The sequence below is a fragment of the Kocuria sp. CPCC 205231 genome, from assembly GCF_040980965.1.
Classification (GTDB): domain Bacteria; phylum Actinomycetota; class Actinomycetes; order Actinomycetales; family Micrococcaceae; genus Kocuria; species Kocuria rosea.
The window spans coordinates 21572-39142 of record NZ_JAVKPP010000017.1 but is presented as its reverse complement, the minus strand read 5'-3'; the positions used below and the strand labels follow the sequence as shown (position 1 = coordinate 39142).

The following is a 17571-nucleotide window of genomic DNA, read 5'->3' as shown; positions in this document are numbered from 1 at the left end:
CACCCCGGCGGGGGCCGCCCACCCGAGGGAGGTCAGGACAGGACCGTCGACCAGAGCCCCTCGTCCTCGGGACGGTGCGGGACCTCGGTGCTGGGCACCACCTCGGCCGGCGCCGGGTGGGCCCTGCCCTTCAGCGCGAGCATCTCCTCCAGATCCTCCAGCGGGGTGGGCGAGTTGTCGGCCCGCAGGTCGACGTCGAGCAGCACAGGGTACTGGAAGCCCGCGAGCGTGTCGGCCACGAGCACCGCGGCGCTCTGCTGCCCCCGGCTGTCCCCGCCCGCGTCCCGGCCCGCGCGCAGACAGGCCAGGAGCGCGCCGGCCATCTCGGTGCTGGTCGGCCCGGACCCCGTGAGCGCCTCGTCCATCGCGGCGCGCATCGACTCGACGACCTCCGGGCCGGTCAGGTAGTTGCCGATCACCACGAAGTCGGCCCCGGCCACGCCCCCCGCCCAGGGCGTGCACAGGCTGCCGGTGAGGTGGGCACCGGGCCCCGCCACGGGCAGGACGGCCACCTGGCGCAGCGCCAGGTCCGGGTCGGCGTCGGTCAGGGCCGCGATCGCCTCCTCGGCCGTGCCCCCGTGGTGCAGGGTGCGGAGCATCTCGAAGCGCAGCCGCCGGTTGGTCCACGCCTGGGAGGCGACCACCCCTGCGGTGGGCACGAGGGCCGGCACGGCGTTGCCCACGGCGAGCGAGCAGCTCGCCGTGGCGGCGCCGAGCAGGCGGGAGTCCGCGCTCCGGGCGATCACGGTGTAGGTCACGAGCACCTCCTGGCCGGCACGTCCGTGCCGGCCGGTTCGTTGTCGATGGATGCCCCGCGCGGACCGGGGCGGGACGTCCTCCGCCCCGGCACGCCGGGCCCGCGGTGCTGGTGGCGGGCCGTCCCGGGTGCATAGGGTGGGACGACACCCACGACCGGGTGCGCACCGGGAGGGCGGCCGCACGGAGCACCTGCCGGGTGCTCCCGGGCGGACGGCTCATTCCTACCACCGGGAGGCGGCGGATGGCACGCGGAGCACGGATCGCCGCCCTGGGGAGCGCCGTGTGCCTCGCCCTGGGCGCCTGCTCGGCGGGCGAGGGCGTGGACCTGGCCGGGGCGGGGGACCTCGACACCGACGGCTACCTCGAGGTGGCCATCGCCGGGGAGCCCGACCAGCTCGACCCCCACAACACGAGCGCCTACTTCTCCTTCCAGATCCTCGAGAACGTCTACGACACCCTGGTGGAGCCCGACGAGAACCTCGAGATGCAGCCCGCCCTCGCCGAGTCCTGGGAGGTCAGCGAGGACCAGCTCTCCTGGACGTTCCACCTGCGGGAGGGCGTCACGTTCCACGACGGCTCCGCGTTCACCGCCGAGGACGTCGTGTACTCCTACGACCGGATCATCGACGAGCAGCTCGCCAACGCCTACCGCCTGGCCGCCGTCGAGGACGTGGCGGCGGTCGACGAGCACACCGTGCGCATCGACGTGTCCCAGCCCACGCCCGCCCTGCTCGCCGCGATCGGCGGGTACAAGGGCATGGCCGTCGTCGAGCGACAGAACGTGGAGAGCGGGGACGTCCAGCTCGACCCGGTGGGCACCGGCCCGTTCGAGGTGGTGGGCAACTCCGCGAGCACGGCCGTGACGCTGCGGGCCAACGACGAGTACTGGGGCGACGGCCCCCACGTCCCCGGGGTCGTCTACCGGTTCATCTCGGAGGGCACCACGGCGCTCGCGGACCTCACCGCGGGCGAGGTGCACTGGACCGACTCCATCCCGCCGCAGCGGGTGAACTCGCTGCGGCGGAACCCCGACCTCGAGGTCGCCGGGGTCCCCTCGACCGACTACTGGTACGTGGCCATGAACCAGGCCCGCCCGCCCTTCGACTCCCTCGACGCGCGCCTGGCCGTGGCCCGGGCCATCGACCGGGAGGCGATCGCCCAGGTCACCTGGTACGGCAACGCGACCCTGAACCAGACCGCGGTCCCCGAGACGTCCGTGTGGCACCACGAGTACGCGCCCTTCGAGCAGGACCCCGAGCGGGCCAGGGAGCTCGCGGAGAGCTCCGGGCTGACCGGGGAGACCGTCGAGCTCATGGTCACCAACGAGTACCCCGAGACGGTCACGGCCGCCCAGGTGATCTCCGCGAACCTCGCCGACATCGGGGTGGCCACCGACATCCGGACCCTCGACTTCGCCACCTGGCTCGACGAGCAGGCCCAGGGGAACTTCGACATGCTCCTGCTGGGCTGGCTCGGCAACGTGGACGTCAACGACTACTACTACAACCAGCACCACTCCGAGGGCTCGAACAACGCCCAGGGCTACAGCAACCCCGAGGTCGACCGGCTCCTGGACGCGGGGCGCACCGAGACCGACCAGGACGCCCGCAAGGAGCTCTACGGCCGGGCGGCGGAGCAGATCGTGGACGACGCCAGCTACGTCTACCTGTACAACCCCGACGTGGTCCAGGCGTGGACCCCCGACCTGCAGGGCTACGAGGCCCGCCCGGACCGCGCCGTCCGGTTCAAGGACGTCCGGCTCGAGGAGGACACCGAATGAGCAGCCCGCTCCTGAGATTCCTCGTCAAGCGCCTGCTGCACACCGTGGTGGTGCTCTTCGGCGTGCTAGTCGTGGTCTTCGCCCTGCTCCAGCTCGTCCCCGGTGACCCCGTGCGGGTGGCCCTCGGCACGCGCTTCACCCAGGAGTCCTACGACGTCCTGCGCGAGGCCTCCGGTCTGGACCGGCCCCTGCTCGTGCAGTTCTTCGCCTACGTCGGCAACGCCCTCACCGGGAACCTCGGCGTGAGCTTCCGCAGCGGCGAGCCCGTCACCCTCATCCTGCTGGACCGGCTGCCGGCCACGGTGTCCCTCGGCCTCGCCGGCATCACGATCGCCCTGCTCATCGCGTTCCCGCTCGGCACCTGGGCCGCCCTGCGCCGCGGCTCCGCGGCGGACGGCGGGATCCGCGCCGTGAGCCAGTTCGGCGTGTCGATCCCCGACTTCTGGCTGGGCCTGATGCTGATCATCGTCTTCTCGACGATGCTCGGGCTGCTGCCGCCGTCCGGGTACGTGCCCTTCACGGAGGACCCGTGGGGCTGGCTCCAGCGGGTGATCCTGCCGGGTCTCGCCGTGGGCGTGGTCTCCGGGTCGATCATGACCCGCTACGTCCGCGCCGCGGTGCTCGACGTCGCCGGCTCCAACTACGTGCGCACCGCCCGGTCCAAGGGCCTGCCCCGCCGCACGGTCATCGGCCGGCACGTGATGCGCAACGCGCTCGTCCCGATCCTCACGGTGGCCGGCGTCCAGGCCGCCACGATGCTGGGCGGTCTCATCGTCATCGAGGTGGTCTTCGCGTGGCCGGGCCTGGGCCGGCTGGTCTTCGACGCCGTCGCGGCCCGCGACTACCCGGTGGTCCAGGGCACCGTGCTGCTGATCGCCCTGATCTTCCTGCTGATCAACCTGCTGGTGGACATCCTGTACGCCGTCGTCGACCCGAGGATCCGTGTGTCATGAGCAGCCCCGAGACGCCCTCGCCCGACCGCCGCGCCCCGGGCGCCGGCGACGGCCGCACCGGGCCCGTCCCGCGGCCCGCCGAGCCGGCGGAGAACCCGGAGGAGGCCGCCCGCACCGGCACCCTGCGGATGCTGGTCTCGAACCGGGTCACGGCCGCCGGGCTGGTCATCCTCGTCGTCGTCCTCCTGCTCGCCGTGCTCGGACGCTGGATCGCCCCCTACGGGGCGAACGACATCGACGTGGTCAACGCCCTGCAGCCGCCCTCGGGCGCGCACCTGTTCGGCACCGACGAGCTGGGCCGGGACGTGTTCTCCCGCGTGGTGCTCTCCGCCCGGATCTCCCTGACCGTGGGGCTCGTGGCCGTGGGCATCGCCCTGGTGGTCGGCGTGGCCCTGGGGCTCGTGGCCGGCTTCTTCGGCGGCTGGCTCGACACCGTCGTCATGCGCAGCGCCGACGTGCTCTTCGCGTTCCCCATCCTGCTGCTGGCCATGGCGATCGTGGCCGTCCTGGGCCCCGGGCTGACCACCGCGATGATCGCGATCGGGGTGGTCTACACCCCCATCTTCGCCCGCATCACGCGGGCCTCCACCCTGGCCGTGCGCGAGGAGCTCTACGTCACGGCCTCCCGGTCCATCGGCGCGTCCGACGGCCTCATCCTGCGCCGCCACGTGCTGCCGAACATCATGGGGCCCATCACCGTGCAGACCTCCCTCTCGCTGGCCTTCGCGATCCTCTCCGAGGCGGCGCTGTCCTTCCTGGGGCTCGGCGTCCAGCCGCCCGAGCCCTCGTGGGGACGGATGCTCTACGACGCCCAGGCCTTCATCTACGACGCCTGGTGGATGAGCGTGTTCCCGGGCCTGGCCATCTTCTGCACCGTGCTGGCGTTCAACCTCGTGGGCGACGGCATGCGCGACGTCCTCGACCCGCGGCAGCGGACCGCCGACGAGATCCGGAGGAGCGCCTGATGCGCACGACCGAGCCCCACCGACCCGCCGCCCCGGCGCCCGCCGACCGGGACGTGCTGCTCGACGTGCGGGACCTCGCCGTCCGGATCGGCCCCGCGGAGATCGTCAACGGCGTGTCCTTCACCGTCCCCCGGGGCGGGACCCTGGGCATCGTGGGCGAGTCCGGGTCCGGCAAGTCCATGACGGTGCTCGCGGCCACCGGGCTGATCGACTCCCCGCCCGCCCGGGTCAGCGGGCAGTCCCTGCTGGACGGTCAGGACATCGTGACGATGAGCCCCCGGCGGCTCCGCGGCGTCCACGGCAGGCGGGTCGGCTTCATCTTCCAGGACCCCTCCACGTCCCTGAACCCGGTGCTGACCGTCGAGGAGCAGCTCACGGAGGCACCGCGCTTCCACCTCGGCCTCACCCGCCGCGACGCCCGGCGCCGGGCGCTCGAGCTGCTCGAGGCGGTCGGCATCCCCGACCCGCCGTCCCGCCTCTCCTCCTACCCCCACCAGCTCTCGGGCGGGATGAAGCAGCGCGTGATGATCGCCGTGGCCCTGGCCTGCGACCCCGAGCTGCTCGTGGCGGACGAGCCCACCACCGCGCTCGACGTCACGACGCAGGCCCAGATCCTCGAGCGCGTCAAGGAGCTGCAGGCCTCCCGGGGCATGAGCGTGATCTGGATCAGCCACGACCTCGGCGTGGTCTCGGGGATCGCGGACCGGGTGGCCGTGCTCTACGGCGGGCAGATCGTGGAGTCCGCGCCCCTCGAGGAGCTCTTCACCGACCCCCGCCACCCCTACACCCGGGGGCTCATGGCCGCCCGGCCGCAGACGGCCCGCGGCAAGGGCGAGCTCGCCGTGATCCCCGGCAGCCCGCCGGACCCGAAGCACCTGCCCCCGGGCTGCCTGTTCTGGGACCGCTGCCCCGTCCGCGGCGACCCCCGCTGCGAGACCGAGCGCCCGCCGGAGACCGTGGTGGGACCGGACCACGTCGCCCGCACCTTCTACGGCGGGGGCGCGGCCGGCACCGGCGCGGCCGGCACCGGCCGGCGAGGAGGCTCCCGATGACCGGCGACCACCGGCCGCTGCTGAGCGTGCGGGACCTCCAGGTCCGCTTCCCCGTCCGCACCGACCGCGGCAAGGGCGTGGTGCAGGCCGTGGCCGGGATCGACTTCGACATCCACCGGGGGCAGACGGTGTCCCTGGTCGGCGAGTCCGGCTCGGGGAAGTCCACGGTGGCCAACGCGCTGATGCACCTGGTGGAGCCCAGCGCGGGGACCGTGCTGCTCGACGGCCGGGACGTCACCTCGGTGCGGGGCCGGGAACTCAAGGCCCTGCGCCGGCGGATCGCCATGGTCTTCCAGGACCCCTTCGCGTCCCTGGACCCCCGCCAGCACGTCTCCCGCGCCGTGGCGGAGCCCCTCGAGGTGCACGGCCTCGGCGGGGACCGGGACGGGCGCCGCCGCCGGGTGGCGGATCTCTTCGAGCAGGTGGGCCTCTCCCGCCGCTTCCTCGACCGGTACCCGCACGAGCTCTCGGGCGGGCAGCGCCAGCGCGTGTCCATCGCCCGGGCGCTCGCGGGCGAGCCGGACCTCATCGTCCTCGACGAGGCGACCGCGTCCCTGGACGTCTCCGTCCAGGCGCAGATCATGAACCTGCTCAACCGGCTGCAGGGCGAACTGGGGCTCACCTACCTGTTCATCGCCCACGACCTCGCGGTCGTGGAGCACATGAGCGACCACGTCCTCGTGATGTACCTCGGCCGGCTCATGGAGGACGGCGGCGTGCGGGACGTCTTCGACGCCCCCGCCCACCCGTACACCAGGGCGCTGCTCGCCTCGGCCCCGTCCGCGGACCCGGTGGCGGAGCGCCGCCGCAGGACCGCCCCGCTCGAGGGCGAGGTGCCCTCCCCCCTCGACCCGCCGTCCGGCTGCGTGTTCCGCACGAGGTGCCCGTGGGCGGCCGACGAGTGCCCGCGGACGGTGCCCGCGCCCGTCCCGCCGCCGGGCGCCCAGGGCGCGGCCCCGGGGACCGTGTCCTCCGACCCCCGGCAGGCCGGACCGGCGCACCTCGCCGCCTGCATCCGGCTCCCGGAGGTGCAGGCGTCCGCGCGCGGGCCCGCCCCCGCGCCCGATGGCCTGCCGGGGCCGGCACGGACCCCGCCGTGGGCCGAGGCCCCGCCCGATCCCTGACCGAGAGCACGACCGACGCCGACCAGACCTGGAGCCGACATGAGCGACCGACCGTCCGTCCCCGCAGCCACCCGGGAGCAGCGCCGCCACCCGCCGCGGGACCCGGAGACCGCCGAGCACCGCTCCCCCGGGGAGGAGGCGGCCCCGGTGCACGCCAAGACGCACCGGATCAGGTGGGCGGGACTCGTGGTGGGCCTGGTCCTGGCCCTGCTGGTCTACGTCGTCATGCCCGCCGACCTGGCCCACCCCGCCAAGCTCACCGCCGCCACCGCGGTGCTGATGGGCGTGTGGTGGATGACGGAGGCGATCCCGATCCCGGCCACCGCCCTGCTCCCGCTGATCGTCTTCCCCGTGCTCGGGGAGGACGTCGCCGTGGACGACGTCGGCGCCTCCTACGGCAGCAACATCATCTTCCTGTTCATGGGCGGGTTCCTGCTGGCGCTGGCCATGCAGCGCTGGAACCTGCACCGCAGGATCGCCCTGCGCACCGTGCGCGTGATGGGCACCAAGCCGGCCCAGATGGTGGCCGGGTTCATGCTGGCCACCGCGTTCCTCAGCATGTGGGTCTCCAACACGGCCACCGCCGTGATGATGCTGCCCATCGGCGTGTCCGTGCTGCTGCTGCTGCCCAAGCTGCTCGAGGACTCCGGTGCGCCGGCCGGCGGCACGGACGGCGGCGCGCTGGAGGACGCCGATCTCGAGGGCGCCGACCCGCAGAGCGCCGAGGTGAAGGAGGCGGTCATCGCCTCCAACTTCGGCACCGCGCTGATGCTGGGCATCGCCTACGCCGCCTCGATCGGGTCCCTCAGCACGATCATCGGCACCCCGCCGAACACCCTGATGGTCGGCTACCTCCAGGAGGCGCACGGCATCGACGTCGGCTTCGGCCAGTGGATGCTCGTGGGCGTGCCGCTGTCCGCCGTCATGCTCGTCGTCGCCTGGTTCCTGCTCACCAAGGTGCTGTTCAGACCGGAGATCGACGAGATCCCCGGCGGCCGGAAGCTCATCAGCCAGGAGCTGGAGAAGCTCGGCCCGATGTCCACCGGTGAGAAGCTGGTGCTCGCGATCTTCGCGCTGGCCGCGCTCAGCTGGGTGTTCGTCCCCATCGTCTTCGACTCCCCGCCCATCAGCGACGCCGGCATCGCCATGGTCGTGGGGCTGCTGCTGTTCCTGCTCCCCGCCGGGGCCCGGCGGGGAGTGCGGCTGCTGGACTGGGAGTCCGCGGTGAAGCTGCCGTGGGGCGTGCTGCTGCTCTTCGGCGGGGGGCTGGCCCTGTCCGCGCAGTTCACCTCCTCCGGCCTGACCGACTGGATCGGGCAGGCCGCCGCGGCGCTGGGCGCGGTGCCGGTCGTCCTGGTCGTGGCGATCTTCGCCGCCGGCATCCTCTTCCTCACGGAGCTGACGAGCAACACCGCCACGGCGGCCACGTTCCTGCCCGTCTCCGGGGGCGTGGCCCTCGGCCTGGGACTGGACCCCGTGCTGCTGGCCATCCCGGTGGCCCTCGCGGCCACGTGCGCGTTCATGCTGCCGGTGGCCACCCCGCCCAACGCCATCGCGTTCGGCTCCGGCTACGTGACCATCGGGCAGATGATCAAGGGCGGGCTGTGGCTGAACCTCATCGGGATCGTCCTGATCACCCTCGTGACCATGACGCTGGGCGTCTGGGTGTTCAGCATCGTGTACTGACCGGCCCACCCCACCGGGCGGGCGCACGGCGGCCCCGGCCTCAGGAGGCGGGGCCGCCGTCGTGCTCGAGCTCGGCCCGCACCGGGAAGTGGTCCGAGGCCCACACCCCGCGCGGACGCTCGGCCAGGACCCGGGCGTCGAGCACGCGGACCGGGCCGCCGTACAGGATCCAGTCCAGGCGCGGCGTCCTGGCCCCGGGCTCCCGGTAGCGGGGGAAGGTCCCCGCGGCGTCCGGGGGCAGGGTGTCCCGCAGCCCGCCGGCGAGCGCGGCGTCCCAGGTGCGGGAGCGGCCGGCAGCCGCGTTCATGTCCCCGAGGAGCACCAGGGGGCCGTCCCACCCGAGGAGGAGGCCCTGGAGCGCGGCCAGCTGGCGCAGCCGCGCCCGCTCCGGCCACGGGTCGAGGTGGGTGGCGCCCACCCGCCAGGCCACTCCCGTGCGCCGGTCCGTGAGGTCGGCCAGCACCAGGGTGCGGGGGAAGAGGTCCCCCGGCACCTTCGACCCCGGGACCTCCGGCAGCGCGGACAGCCACCGCTGCTGCCAGCGCTCGATCCGGAAGCGGGCGGTGTCCACGGCCAGCAGGCACCGCTCGCCGCCGCCGTCGGCGTCCCGGCCCCCGCCCAGGAGGACGTGGTCCGGCCCCAGGGCCTGCCGGACGTGGTGCAGCTGCTCCGGGAGGACCTCCTGGAGGGCGACCAGCTCCGGCCGGTGGGCCCGGAGCACGGCCTGCACGGCGGGGGCCCGGGTGAACCACGCGTCCGGCGCCGTCCGGCCGTACTTCGGCAGGGGACGCCGGACGTTGAAGGTCATGGCCGTGAACGCGCCCCGGCCCCGCGGACCACGGGGGTCGGCGGGGCCGGGGCGGGCGTGGGCTGCCACGGTCGCGGGGCGGACTACTGGGCGGCGGACTCCGCCGCGCCCTGCTCCGTGCGGGCGCCGCCGTGCTGGAGGTCGCCGCCGCTGTTCTCGAGGTGGGCGCGCATGAACCACTGGAAGAGCTCGAGCTCCTTGACCTGGCCGATGAGCATGTCCTCCGTGACGGGGTCGAGCTCGCCGACCTTCTGGATCGCGTCGCGGTGGTCCTCGATCACGCCGTTGTAGACGATGTCGAGGGCGGCGAGGTGCTCCACGCCGGTGGCGCGGTGGACCGAGTAGTCGTCCCAGGTGCGGGCCTGGACGAGATCGCCCGGCAGGCCGGAGGGTCCCACGCCCAGGGTGGCCATGCGCTCGGCGAGCTCGTCGACGAAGCCGCGCACGAGCTCGATCTGCGGGTCCAGCATCTCGTGGACCGAGATGAAGTTGGGGCCCACCACGTTCCAGTGGGCGTGCTTGAGCGTGAGCTGGAGGTCGTTGAGGGCGTGCAGGCGCTGCTGGAGCGTCTGGGCGACCTCGTGACCGTTCTCGGTGGACAGGCCGGGCACGGTGTAGGGGGCGGTGCGCTGGTTCGGGGTGGCCATGAGTTCGTCTCCGTGTTTCCGGCCGCCGCGGGGCGGCGACCTGGCTCGACAACTGCGGACGGCCCGCGGGACGGGCCTCTGCCCCCACTATGGCACGACCCCCACCCACTGTCAGCACCCTGTCCATTCGCTTCGCTGTCCGCGATATCCAGGGGATGCGCGCCCGCCGCCGGACCCCTGATCGGGTCCTTGCCAGGACGCGGAGCCACTGATTGGCTGGTCCCATGGACACGACTCCCGCCTCCGGCGACCAGCTCCCCGACGATCCGCACCTGGCCGACGACGTCGGCATCCCCGACACCCCGGCGCGCGACCTCGAGACGGCCCCGGACCCCCTGGGCCAGACCAACGCCGGCCAGCGCGTGCCGAGCGCGGGGAACGCCGCGGACCCCGCCGACCCGGACTTCGGCGCGGGCGCGGGCGGCCCCGGCCCCACGGCCGGGGACTGACCCGGCGCGCCGCCGCTGCCCTGGGTCCCATGAGCACCCGCAGCACCAGCACCGCCGGGATCGCGCGGGCCACCGGCGTCCCGTGGGAGACCTGGACGGCGCGGCTCGACGGGCTCGGCGCCCGGACGATGGGCCACGCCGAGCTCGCCCGCCGGGTGGCGGAGCAGCTCGCCGGCGTCGTCGAGAACCACGAGTGGTGGGCGCAGTCCGTCGCGGTGGCCTACGAGCAGCACACGGGAGCCCGCCGGCCCGGGCAGGCCGGGGACGGCACCTTCGGGGCGAGCGCGAGCCGCACGGTGGCCGGCACCCCGGACGAGGCGCTCGCCCGGTGGACGGCGCTCATGGCCTGCCGCACGGAGGTCGGCGGCGTCCCGTTCCAGCAGCCGCCCACCACCGCCGCCACCGAGAAGTGGCGCTACTGGCGCGTCCGCCTCGCCGACGGGACCAGGGTCTCCGCGAACATCGGCGCCAGGGCGGGCGGCCGCGCCACGGTGGCCCTCGCGCACACCGGACTGGCCTCCGCGGAGGACGTCCTGCGGTGGCGCGCGGCCTGGAAGGACCTGCTGGCCGCACTCTGAGCCCGCGCCGCGCTTGTGAGGCGGCTCACTCCTCGCCTACGGTGACCAAGTACCTGAGACGAGGAGTATCACATGACTGTGCCGTATCCGCGCCTGCTCGCACCCCTGGACCTGGGCTTCACCACCCTGCCCAACCGGGTGCTCATGGGATCGATGCACACCGGTCTCGAGGAGCTGCCCGGAGGGTTCGAGCGGCTCGCGGAGTTCTACGCGGAGCGCGTGCGGGGCGGGGTGGGGCTCATCGTCACGGGCGGCGTGGGGCCGAGCCCCGAGGGCGCCACCCGGGCCGGGGGCGCCCTCCTGCGCACGCCCGAGGAGGTGGCCCGGCACCGCCTGGTGACCGGCGCCGTGCACGCCGAGGGCGGCAGGATCGCCCTGCAGATCCTGCACTCCGGCCGCTACGCCAAGGCCCCGGACGCCGTGGCCCCGAGCCCCCTGCGTGCCCCCATCAGCCCCGTGGTGCCGCACGAGCTCACCGCGGAGGAGATCGAGCGGACCATCGAGGACTTCGCCCGCACCGCCGCGCTCGCCCGGGAGGCCGGCTACGACGGCGTGGAGATCATGGGCTCCGAGGGCTACCTCATCAACGAGTTCGTCGCCGCCGAGACCAACCACCGCACCGACGAGTGGGGAGGGTGCTACCCGAACCGGATGCGCCTGCCCGTGGAGATCGTCCGCCGCGTCCGCGAGCGCACCGGCCCGGACTTCGTCCTCATCTACCGCCTCTCCATGCTGGACCTGGTCCCGGGCGGCTCCACGCTCGAGGAGGTCGTGGCGCTGGCCCGGGCGGTCGAGGCCGCCGGCGCCACCCTGCTCAACACCGGCATCGGCTGGCACGAGGCGCGCATCCCCACGATCGCCACGGTCGTCCCCCGCGGCGGCTTCTCCTGGGTGACGCGCCGGCTCAAGGGCGAGGTCGGGATCCCGCTGATCGCCGTGAACCGGATCAACACCCCGGAGACGGCGGAGCGGATCCTGGCGGACGGGGACGCCGACATGGTGTCCCTGGCCCGGCCCCTGCTCGCGGACCCGGACTTCGTGGTCAAGGCCGCACGCGGCCGGGCGGACACCATCAACACCTGCATCGCGTGCAACCAGGCGTGCCTGGACCACACCTTCGCGGGCCGCACCGCGTCCTGCCTGGTCAACCCGCGGGCCGGGCACGAGACCCTCCTGCGCCTCGGCCCCACCCGCCGGGCCGAGCGGATCGGCGTGGTCGGCGCGGGCCCCGCGGGGCTGGCCTTCGCCGTCGGCGCCGCGGAGGCCGGGCACGCCGTCACCCTCTTCGAGGCGGCGGACCGGATCGGCGGGCAGTTCCTGATGGCGCTGCGCATCCCCGGCAAGGAGGAGTACGCGGAGACGCTGCGCTACTACGGCGTGCGGCTCGCCGAACTGGGGGTGGACGTGCGGCTCGGGACGGAGGCCGGGCCCGGGCACCTGCGCGGCTTCGACCGGCTCGTGCTCGCCACCGGTGTGGAACCGCGCGTGCCCGCGATCGAGGGGGTGGAGCACCCCTCGGTCGTGGGCTACCGGGACGTCCTGCAGCACGGGGCGCCCGTGGGACGCCGGGTCGCGGTCCTGGGCGCCGGGGGCATCGGCTTCGACGTCGCCGAGTTCCTCCTGCACTCCGCCGGCACGGACTTCTACCGCGCGTGGGGCGTCGACACGACGCTGTCCGCCCGGGGCGGGCTGGTCGAGCCCCGGCCCGGGCGCCCGGCGCGCGAGGTGACGCTGCTGCAGCGCTCCCCCGGCAAGCTCGGGGCCGGCCTGGGCCGCACGACCGGCTGGATCCACCGGACCTCGCTCCGGGCCGGCGGCGTCCGCACCCTGAGCGGGGTCGTGTACCGGCGGGTCGACGACGACGGGCTGCACCTCACCGCGCCGGGACCCGACGGCACGGAGCCGGTCGAGCAGGTGCTGCCGGTCGACACCGTGGTGCTGTGCACGGGCCAGGAGCCGCTGCGGCGGCTGCACGACACGCTGCTGGGGACCGGCCACGACACCGGCGCCGTACCGGTGCACCTCATCGGCGGGGCGGACGTGGCGGCCGAGCTGGACGCCAAGCGGGCGATCCGGCAGGCCACGGAGCTCGTCGCCGCCCTGGGCTGACCGCTCCCGGCCCGGGCCTGGCGGGGCAGGGCCGGGCGGGGCCGGGCGGGGCCGGGCCAGGAGCGGGCCGCGCCGTGCGGCGATGTGCGGGACCGGGCCCCGGGTGCCACGATGGGGTCACTCCCGCGGAAAGGATCCCCATGCAGCTCGACCTCCTGCTCGTCAACGCCACGGTCCTGACCATGGACCCGGACCGCCCGACGGCGTCGAGCCTCGGCGTGCACGGCGGGCGGATCGTGGTCCTCGACGACCCGGACGTGCCGGCGGCCGAGACCGTGGACCTCGGCGGGGCCACCGTGCTGCCGGGGTTCGTGGACGCGCACTGCCACACCGCGTGGTTCGGGCTCGGCCTGGCGGAGGTGGACCTCTCCGGCTGCACGTCCCTGGACGAGCTGTACGCGGCCCTGGAGCACGGCATGGCCGCGAAGCCGCGGGACGAGGAGTGGCTCATGGCCACCGGCTTCCTCCCGGCCACCGTGGGCGGGACGCTGCCCGACATCGACGTCCTCGACTGCATCACGGGCAGCACGCCGCTGTTCGTCCGGCACACGTCCGGCCACGCGGCGGTGGTGAACTCCGAGGCGCTGCGGCGGGCGGAGATCTTCACCCCGGGGACCCCGGACCCGGTGGGCGGACGGGTGGTGCGGGACGACACCGGCCGCGCCACGGGCCTGGTCGAGGAGACCGCGCAGGCCGTGGTGCAGGAGCTGTTCCGCCCCTACCCGGTGGACCGGATCGTGGCGGCGCTCGACCGCGCCACCGCCCGCTACGCCGCCGAGGGCATCACCACGTTCGCCGAGGCGGGGGTGGGCGCCGGGTGGATCGGGCACAACCCCTCCGAGCTGCAGGCCTACCAGCAGGCCCGGGACGCCGGCGTCCTGCACGCCCGGGCCCAGGTGATGCCCGTGCTGGACGTCCTGCACGGGATCAGCGGCCTCGGGGACGGCTCCGAGCGCGGGCTCGACCTCGGGCTGCGCACCGGCTTCGGCGACGACGAGCTCAGGCTCGGACCGGTCAAGGTGTTCGTGGACGGCTCGCTGCTCGGGGAGACCGCCGCCGTGACCGAGGCGTTCTGCGGAGGCCACTCGACGGGCTACTTCCAGGAGAACCCCGAGCAGATGGCCGAGGCGATCCACGCGGCGTACCGTGCGGGCTGGTCGGTGGCCGCCCACGCGATCGGGGACCGGGCCATCGACTTCGCGATCGACGTGATCACCCGCTGCCAGGACGAGCACGGGCGCCACCGGCTGCCCAACCGGATCGAGCACGCGAGCATCACCCGCCCGGACCAGCTGCCGCGGCTCGCGGCCGCGGGGATCGTGGTGACCCCGCAGATCGGCTTCCTGCGCCCCATGGCCGCCCAGTTCCGCCGGCTCCTGGGCCCCGAGCGCACGGACTGGACCTACCGGGGCCGCAGCTTCCTCGACGCCGGGGTGCGGCTGGCGGGCAGCTCCGACCGGCCGGTCGCCGACGGCGACGTGCTGCGCTCGGTCCAGGCCTGGACCGACCGCCTCGACGGTGACGGACGGCGGTTCGGGCCCGCCGGGGAACGGCTCGACGTGCTGCAGGCCCTCGCCGCCTACACGTCCGAGGCCGCGAAGGCGCTGGGGATGTTCGACCGGATCGGCTCGCTCGCCCCGGGCAAGCTCGCGGACCTGGTGGTGCTGGAGGAGAACCCCCTCGAGGTGCACCGGCGGGGCGGGTCGGTGGAGCACATCGGCGTGCGCGCGACCTACCGCGGCGGCCGGCTCACCCACCGCGCCGGCTGAACGGCGCCGGACGGAGCGGACAGCGCTCAGCCCTCCACGAGGATCCCGTCCTCGTCGGCCCACACCGTCCGGCCCGGGCGGAAGGTCACGCCCTCGATGACGACCGGCACGTCCTGCTCCCCGACGCCGTCCTTGGCGGACTTGCGCGGGTTGGAGCCCAGGGCCTTGACCCCGAGGGGCAGCCCGGCCAGGGCGACCCGGTCCCGCACGGGGCCGTTGATGATGACCCCGGCCCACCCGTTGCGCACCGCGGACTCGGCGATCATGTCCCCCATGAGCGCGGTGCCCATGGAGCCGTGGCCGTCCACGACGAGGACCGCGCCCTCCCCCGGGGAGTTGAGCACGGCCTTCACCAGGCCGTTGTCCTGGAAGCAGCGGACCGTGCGCACCGGCCCGGTGAACGCGGCCGTCCCGCCCAGGTCGAGGAACTGGCGCGGGCAGGACATCAGCTGCTCCCCGCGCTCGTCGTAGAGGTCGGCGGTGGTGAACGGGCGCGGATCGGTCATGAGCTGCTCCTGAGGCATCCGGTGGTGGTTCCGGCACCAGCCTAGCCAGCGGAACCGCCGCGCTCGGCCCCGGCGGGCGCCGCGGCCGGCCCCGGCGCCTCCTCCCGCGCGGCGGGCACGGTCGTGCCCAGCGGGATCTCCTCGATGAGCAGGGACAGCACGAGGCACGCCGCCGCGACCGGGAGACCCCACAGGAAGATCGGCGGCAGCGCCTGGGCGAAGGCCTGCGCGACGGCCTCCTGCACCGGGGCGGGCAGTCCCGCGAGCACCTGGGGGCTCAGGGCGTCGAGGTCGAGGGCGGGCACGGCGCGGCCCCCGAGCGCGTCGTCGAGCCGGGCGACGAAGACGGAGCCGAACACGGCGATCCCGAAGGACGCCCCGATCTGGCGGAAGAAGTTCGACGACGACGTCGCGGCCCCCAGCTCCGCGGGCGGCACCGCGTTCTGCACGATCAGGACGAGGTTCTGCATGAGACAGCCGATGCCGAGACCGGTGACGGCCATCCCCGCGGCCGTCAGGGCGTACGGGGTGGACTCGTCGATCAGCGAGAGCAGCGCGAGCCCGGCGGCCATCACCGCGGAGCCCAGCACGGGCCAGTGCTTGTAGCGCCCCGTGCGTGCGATGCGGCGGCCGGTGCCGATCGTGCCGACGAGCATCCCGGCCGTCACGGGGATCATCATCAGGCCGGCGGTGGTGGCCGAGGCGCCGTCGACCATCTGCAGGTAGGTGGGCAGGTAGGTGATGGTCGCGAACATGATCACGCCCATGCCGACGGCCGCCGCGGTGGGCACCACGAAGTTGCGCACGCGGAACAGGTGCAGCGGGATGATCGGCTCCGCGGCGCGGCGCTCCACCAGCACGAACAGCACGCCGAGCACCAGGACCGCCCCGGCGAGGCCGAGGATCCGCGGGCTCGACCACGCGTACGCCGTGCCGGCCCACGTGGTGAGGAGCACGAACGCCACGCTGCCCAGCGCCAGCAGCGCCGTGCCCAGCACGTCGAGGCGCACCCGTCCCCGGGGGACGTGCGGCAGGTGCAGGAAGCGGGGGATGAACAGGAGCGTCACCAGGCCCAGCGGCAGGTTGATGTAGAACACCCACCGCCAGCTCACGAGGTCCGTGAGGAACCCGCCGACCAGCGGCCCGCTCACCGAGGCGAGACCGAAGGCCGCCCCGATCACGCCCATGTACCGGCCGCGCTCGCGGGCCGGCACGAGGTCCGCGATGATCGCCTGCGCCCCGATCAGGAGGCCGCCGCCGCCCAGGCCCTGCAGCGCGCGGAGGACGATGAGCTGCGTCATGTCCTGGGCGGCGCCCGAGAGCACGGAGCCGAGCAGGAAGACCACGACGGCCAGCAGGAAGATCCGCTTGCGCCCGTAGAGGTCGCCCAGCTTCCCGTAGACCGGCAGGCCCACGGTGGCGGCGAGCACGTACGCCGTGACCACCCAGGAGATCCGGTCGAGCCCGTCCAGGTCCCCGACGATCGAGGGCAGCGCCGTGGCCACGATCGTCTGGTCGAGGGCGGCCAGCAGGACCGCCATGAGCAGGCCCAGGAACGTCAGCCGCAGCCGGCGGCGCTCCGTGCGGCCGGGGTCCGCGACCACGGGGTCAGCGGTCGATCTTCAGCACGGAGCCGTCCTCGACGTTGACGAACACGTCCACGGAGTTGCCGTCCGGCTCGTCGATCTCGACCTCCCACACGGTCGTGCCGTCCTCCGTCTCGAGCTGCGCCTCGTCGACCGTGCCGTTGACCGTCTCCAGCGCCGTGGCCAGCCCCTCGTCGAGGGGCACCCGGACCTGGGCGAGCTTCTCGCCGTCGTCGCTGTCGAGGCCGCCCTCCTCCTCCTGGCTGATCACGTCCTCGCCGTCCTGCGAGACGTACACCTGGTGCTCGCGGTCGTCGGCGGCGACGGTGACCTCCCAGCTGGCCGGGCTGTCCTCCCGTCCGATCTCGAAGGCCTGGGCGTCACCGCCCACCGCGTCCTCGGCCGCGGCGACCGCGGAGGCCACGACGGCCGCCTCGCCGCCGGACCCGCCGGTGGCGTCGTCGGTGGGGCTCTCCGAGGGCGAGGCCGTGGCGGTGCCGTCGTCGTCGGGGCTCGCGCTGTCGTCGGGGCTCGCGCTGTCGTCCGGGGTGGCGGTGTCGTCCGGGCTCGCGCTGTCGTCGGGGGTGGCGGTGTCGGCCGGGGCGCCGGTCTCCGCCGGGGCGGTGGTGCCGTCCCCTCCGGCGCCGCCGTCACCCCCGTCGCCGCCGCAGCCCGTGAGGAGCAGGGCGGAGAGGGCGAGCGCCGCCAGGGACAGGTGCCTTCGGTCAGTGTGCTTCATACCCGGGATTCTTCTCCCCTGCGGACCCCCTGGCAAGGACGTGACCGGGGCGCTGACCCGC

16 protein-coding genes are annotated in these 17571 nt (G+C 74.2%); 10 read left to right on the top strand and 6 right to left on the bottom strand.

Features of this window, described 5'->3' with window-relative positions:
- Nucleotides 1-32: 32 nt before the first annotated feature.
- On the bottom strand, nt 33-758 hold the full coding sequence (locus RF640_RS15930; RefSeq protein ID WP_017834079.1) for a DUF1028 domain-containing protein: 726 nt from the start codon (nt 756-758) through the stop codon (nt 33-35).
- Between the two features lie 242 nt (nt 759-1000).
- On the opposite strand from RF640_RS15930, the gene RF640_RS15925 reads away from it, so the two are divergent.
- The 6 genes from RF640_RS15925 to RF640_RS15900 are packed head-to-tail and all read left to right on the top strand — an operon-like array spanning nt 1001 to nt 8319.
- Nucleotides 1001-2539, top strand: a complete 1539-nt coding sequence (locus RF640_RS15925; RefSeq protein WP_368828372.1) for an ABC transporter substrate-binding protein — start codon at nt 1001-1003, stop codon at nt 2537-2539.
- Nucleotides 2536-3492, top strand: coding sequence for an ABC transporter permease (locus RF640_RS15920; protein ID WP_368828371.1), 957 nt, complete (start codon nt 2536-2538; stop codon nt 3490-3492). The genes RF640_RS15925 and RF640_RS15920 overlap by 4 nt, the downstream gene beginning before the upstream one ends.
- On the top strand, nt 3489-4457 hold the full coding sequence (locus RF640_RS15915; protein WP_368828370.1) for an ABC transporter permease: 969 nt from the start codon (nt 3489-3491) through the stop codon (nt 4455-4457). Before RF640_RS15920 ends, RF640_RS15915 begins: the two co-directional genes overlap by 4 nt.
- The gene (locus RF640_RS15910) at nt 4457-5509 is read left to right on the top strand and encodes an ABC transporter ATP-binding protein (protein ID WP_368828369.1); all 1053 of its coding nucleotides are present in this window, start codon (nt 4457-4459) and stop codon (nt 5507-5509) included. The genes RF640_RS15915 and RF640_RS15910 overlap by 1 nt, the downstream gene beginning before the upstream one ends.
- Entirely contained in the window at nt 5506-6633 is a 1128-nt protein-coding gene (locus RF640_RS15905) for an ABC transporter ATP-binding protein (protein WP_368828368.1), read from the top strand. The genes RF640_RS15910 and RF640_RS15905 overlap by 4 nt, the downstream gene beginning before the upstream one ends.
- Nucleotides 6634-6672: 39 nt before the next feature.
- The gene (locus tag RF640_RS15900; protein WP_368828367.1) at nt 6673-8319 is read left to right on the top strand and encodes a DASS family sodium-coupled anion symporter; all 1647 of its coding nucleotides are present in this window, start codon (nt 6673-6675) and stop codon (nt 8317-8319) included.
- Between the two features lie 40 nt (nt 8320-8359).
- Here RF640_RS15900 and RF640_RS15895 read toward each other — a convergent pair whose 3' ends face one another.
- Both RF640_RS15895 and RF640_RS15890 read right to left on the bottom strand, forming a co-directional pair.
- Nucleotides 8360-9196 carry an endonuclease/exonuclease/phosphatase family protein gene (locus RF640_RS15895; RefSeq protein ID WP_186374950.1) on the bottom strand — a complete coding sequence of 279 codons (837 nt, stop codon included), beginning with the start codon at nt 9194-9196 and terminating at the stop codon, nt 8360-8362.
- A gap of 14 nt (nt 9197-9210) precedes the next feature.
- Nucleotides 9211-9774, bottom strand: coding sequence for a Dps family protein (locus RF640_RS15890; RefSeq protein ID WP_109243685.1), 564 nt, complete (start codon nt 9772-9774; stop codon nt 9211-9213).
- 224 nt (nt 9775-9998) lie between these two features.
- On the opposite strand from RF640_RS15890, the gene RF640_RS15885 reads away from it, so the two are divergent.
- The 4 genes from RF640_RS15885 (at nt 9999) to RF640_RS15870 (ending at nt 14679) form a co-directional block, all read left to right on the top strand.
- Complete coding sequence (locus tag RF640_RS15885; RefSeq protein WP_136341536.1) at nt 9999-10223, top strand: hypothetical protein; 225 nt, start codon at nt 9999-10001, stop codon at nt 10221-10223.
- 29 nt (nt 10224-10252) lie between these two features.
- Nucleotides 10253-10801: a hypothetical protein gene (locus tag RF640_RS15880; protein ID WP_368828365.1), complete on the top strand. Its 549-nt coding sequence runs from the start codon at nt 10253-10255 to the stop codon at nt 10799-10801.
- A 72-nt stretch (nt 10802-10873) separates the two neighbouring features.
- Nucleotides 10874-12910: an FAD-dependent oxidoreductase gene (locus RF640_RS15875; protein ID WP_368828364.1), complete on the top strand. Its 2037-nt coding sequence runs from the start codon at nt 10874-10876 to the stop codon at nt 12908-12910.
- A 140-nt stretch (nt 12911-13050) separates the two neighbouring features.
- A complete protein-coding gene (locus RF640_RS15870) occupies nt 13051-14679 on the top strand; it encodes an amidohydrolase (protein ID WP_368828363.1) in 1629 nt (542 codons plus the stop codon).
- 26 nt (nt 14680-14705) lie between these two features.
- Here the strand turns inward: RF640_RS15870 and rraA are convergent, their stop codons facing one another.
- From rraA to RF640_RS15855, 3 genes are read right to left on the bottom strand one after another with little or no spacing between them, the layout of a single operon-like run.
- Nucleotides 14706-15185 carry a ribonuclease E activity regulator RraA gene (rraA, locus tag RF640_RS15865; protein ID WP_017834086.1) on the bottom strand — a complete coding sequence of 160 codons (480 nt, stop codon included), beginning with the start codon at nt 15183-15185 and terminating at the stop codon, nt 14706-14708.
- A gap of 41 nt (nt 15186-15226) precedes the next feature.
- Nucleotides 15227-16789, bottom strand: coding sequence for an MDR family MFS transporter (locus RF640_RS15860; protein WP_368828362.1), 1563 nt, complete (start codon nt 16787-16789; stop codon nt 15227-15229).
- Nucleotides 16790-16793: 4 nt separating this feature from the next.
- Complete coding sequence (locus tag RF640_RS15855) at nt 16794-17510, bottom strand: PepSY domain-containing protein (protein ID WP_368828361.1); 717 nt, start codon at nt 17508-17510, stop codon at nt 16794-16796.
- Nucleotides 17511-17571: the final 61 nt, after the last annotated feature.

Bases quoted from the DNA above. Each gene is read 5' to 3' on its own strand.
- RF640_RS15925 (WP_368828372.1), top strand. From the start codon at position 1,001: ATGGCACGCGGAGCACGGATCGCCGCCCTGGGGAGCGCCGTGTGCCTC.
- RF640_RS15920 (WP_368828371.1), top strand. From the start codon at position 2,536: ATGAGCAGCCCGCTCCTGAGATTCCTCGTCAAGCGCCTGCTGCACACC.
- RF640_RS15915 (WP_368828370.1), top strand. From the start codon at position 3,489: ATGAGCAGCCCCGAGACGCCCTCGCCCGACCGCCGCGCCCCGGGCGCC.
- RF640_RS15910 (WP_368828369.1), top strand. From the start codon at position 4,457: ATGCGCACGACCGAGCCCCACCGACCCGCCGCCCCGGCGCCCGCCGAC.
- RF640_RS15905 (WP_368828368.1), top strand. From the start codon at position 5,506: ATGACCGGCGACCACCGGCCGCTGCTGAGCGTGCGGGACCTCCAGGTC.
- RF640_RS15900 (WP_368828367.1), top strand. From the start codon at position 6,673: ATGAGCGACCGACCGTCCGTCCCCGCAGCCACCCGGGAGCAGCGCCGC.
- RF640_RS15890 (WP_109243685.1), bottom strand. From the start codon at position 9,774: ATGGCCACCCCGAACCAGCGCACCGCCCCCTACACCGTGCCCGGCCTG.
- RF640_RS15885 (WP_136341536.1), top strand. From the start codon at position 9,999: ATGGACACGACTCCCGCCTCCGGCGACCAGCTCCCCGACGATCCGCAC.
- RF640_RS15880 (WP_368828365.1), top strand. From the start codon at position 10,253: ATGAGCACCCGCAGCACCAGCACCGCCGGGATCGCGCGGGCCACCGGC.
- RF640_RS15875 (WP_368828364.1), top strand. From the start codon at position 10,874: ATGACTGTGCCGTATCCGCGCCTGCTCGCACCCCTGGACCTGGGCTTC.
- RF640_RS15870 (WP_368828363.1), top strand. From the start codon at position 13,051: ATGCAGCTCGACCTCCTGCTCGTCAACGCCACGGTCCTGACCATGGAC.
- rraA (WP_017834086.1), bottom strand. From the start codon at position 15,185: ATGACCGATCCGCGCCCGTTCACCACCGCCGACCTCTACGACGAGCGC.
- RF640_RS15855 (WP_368828361.1), bottom strand. From the start codon at position 17,510: ATGAAGCACACTGACCGAAGGCACCTGTCCCTGGCGGCGCTCGCCCTC.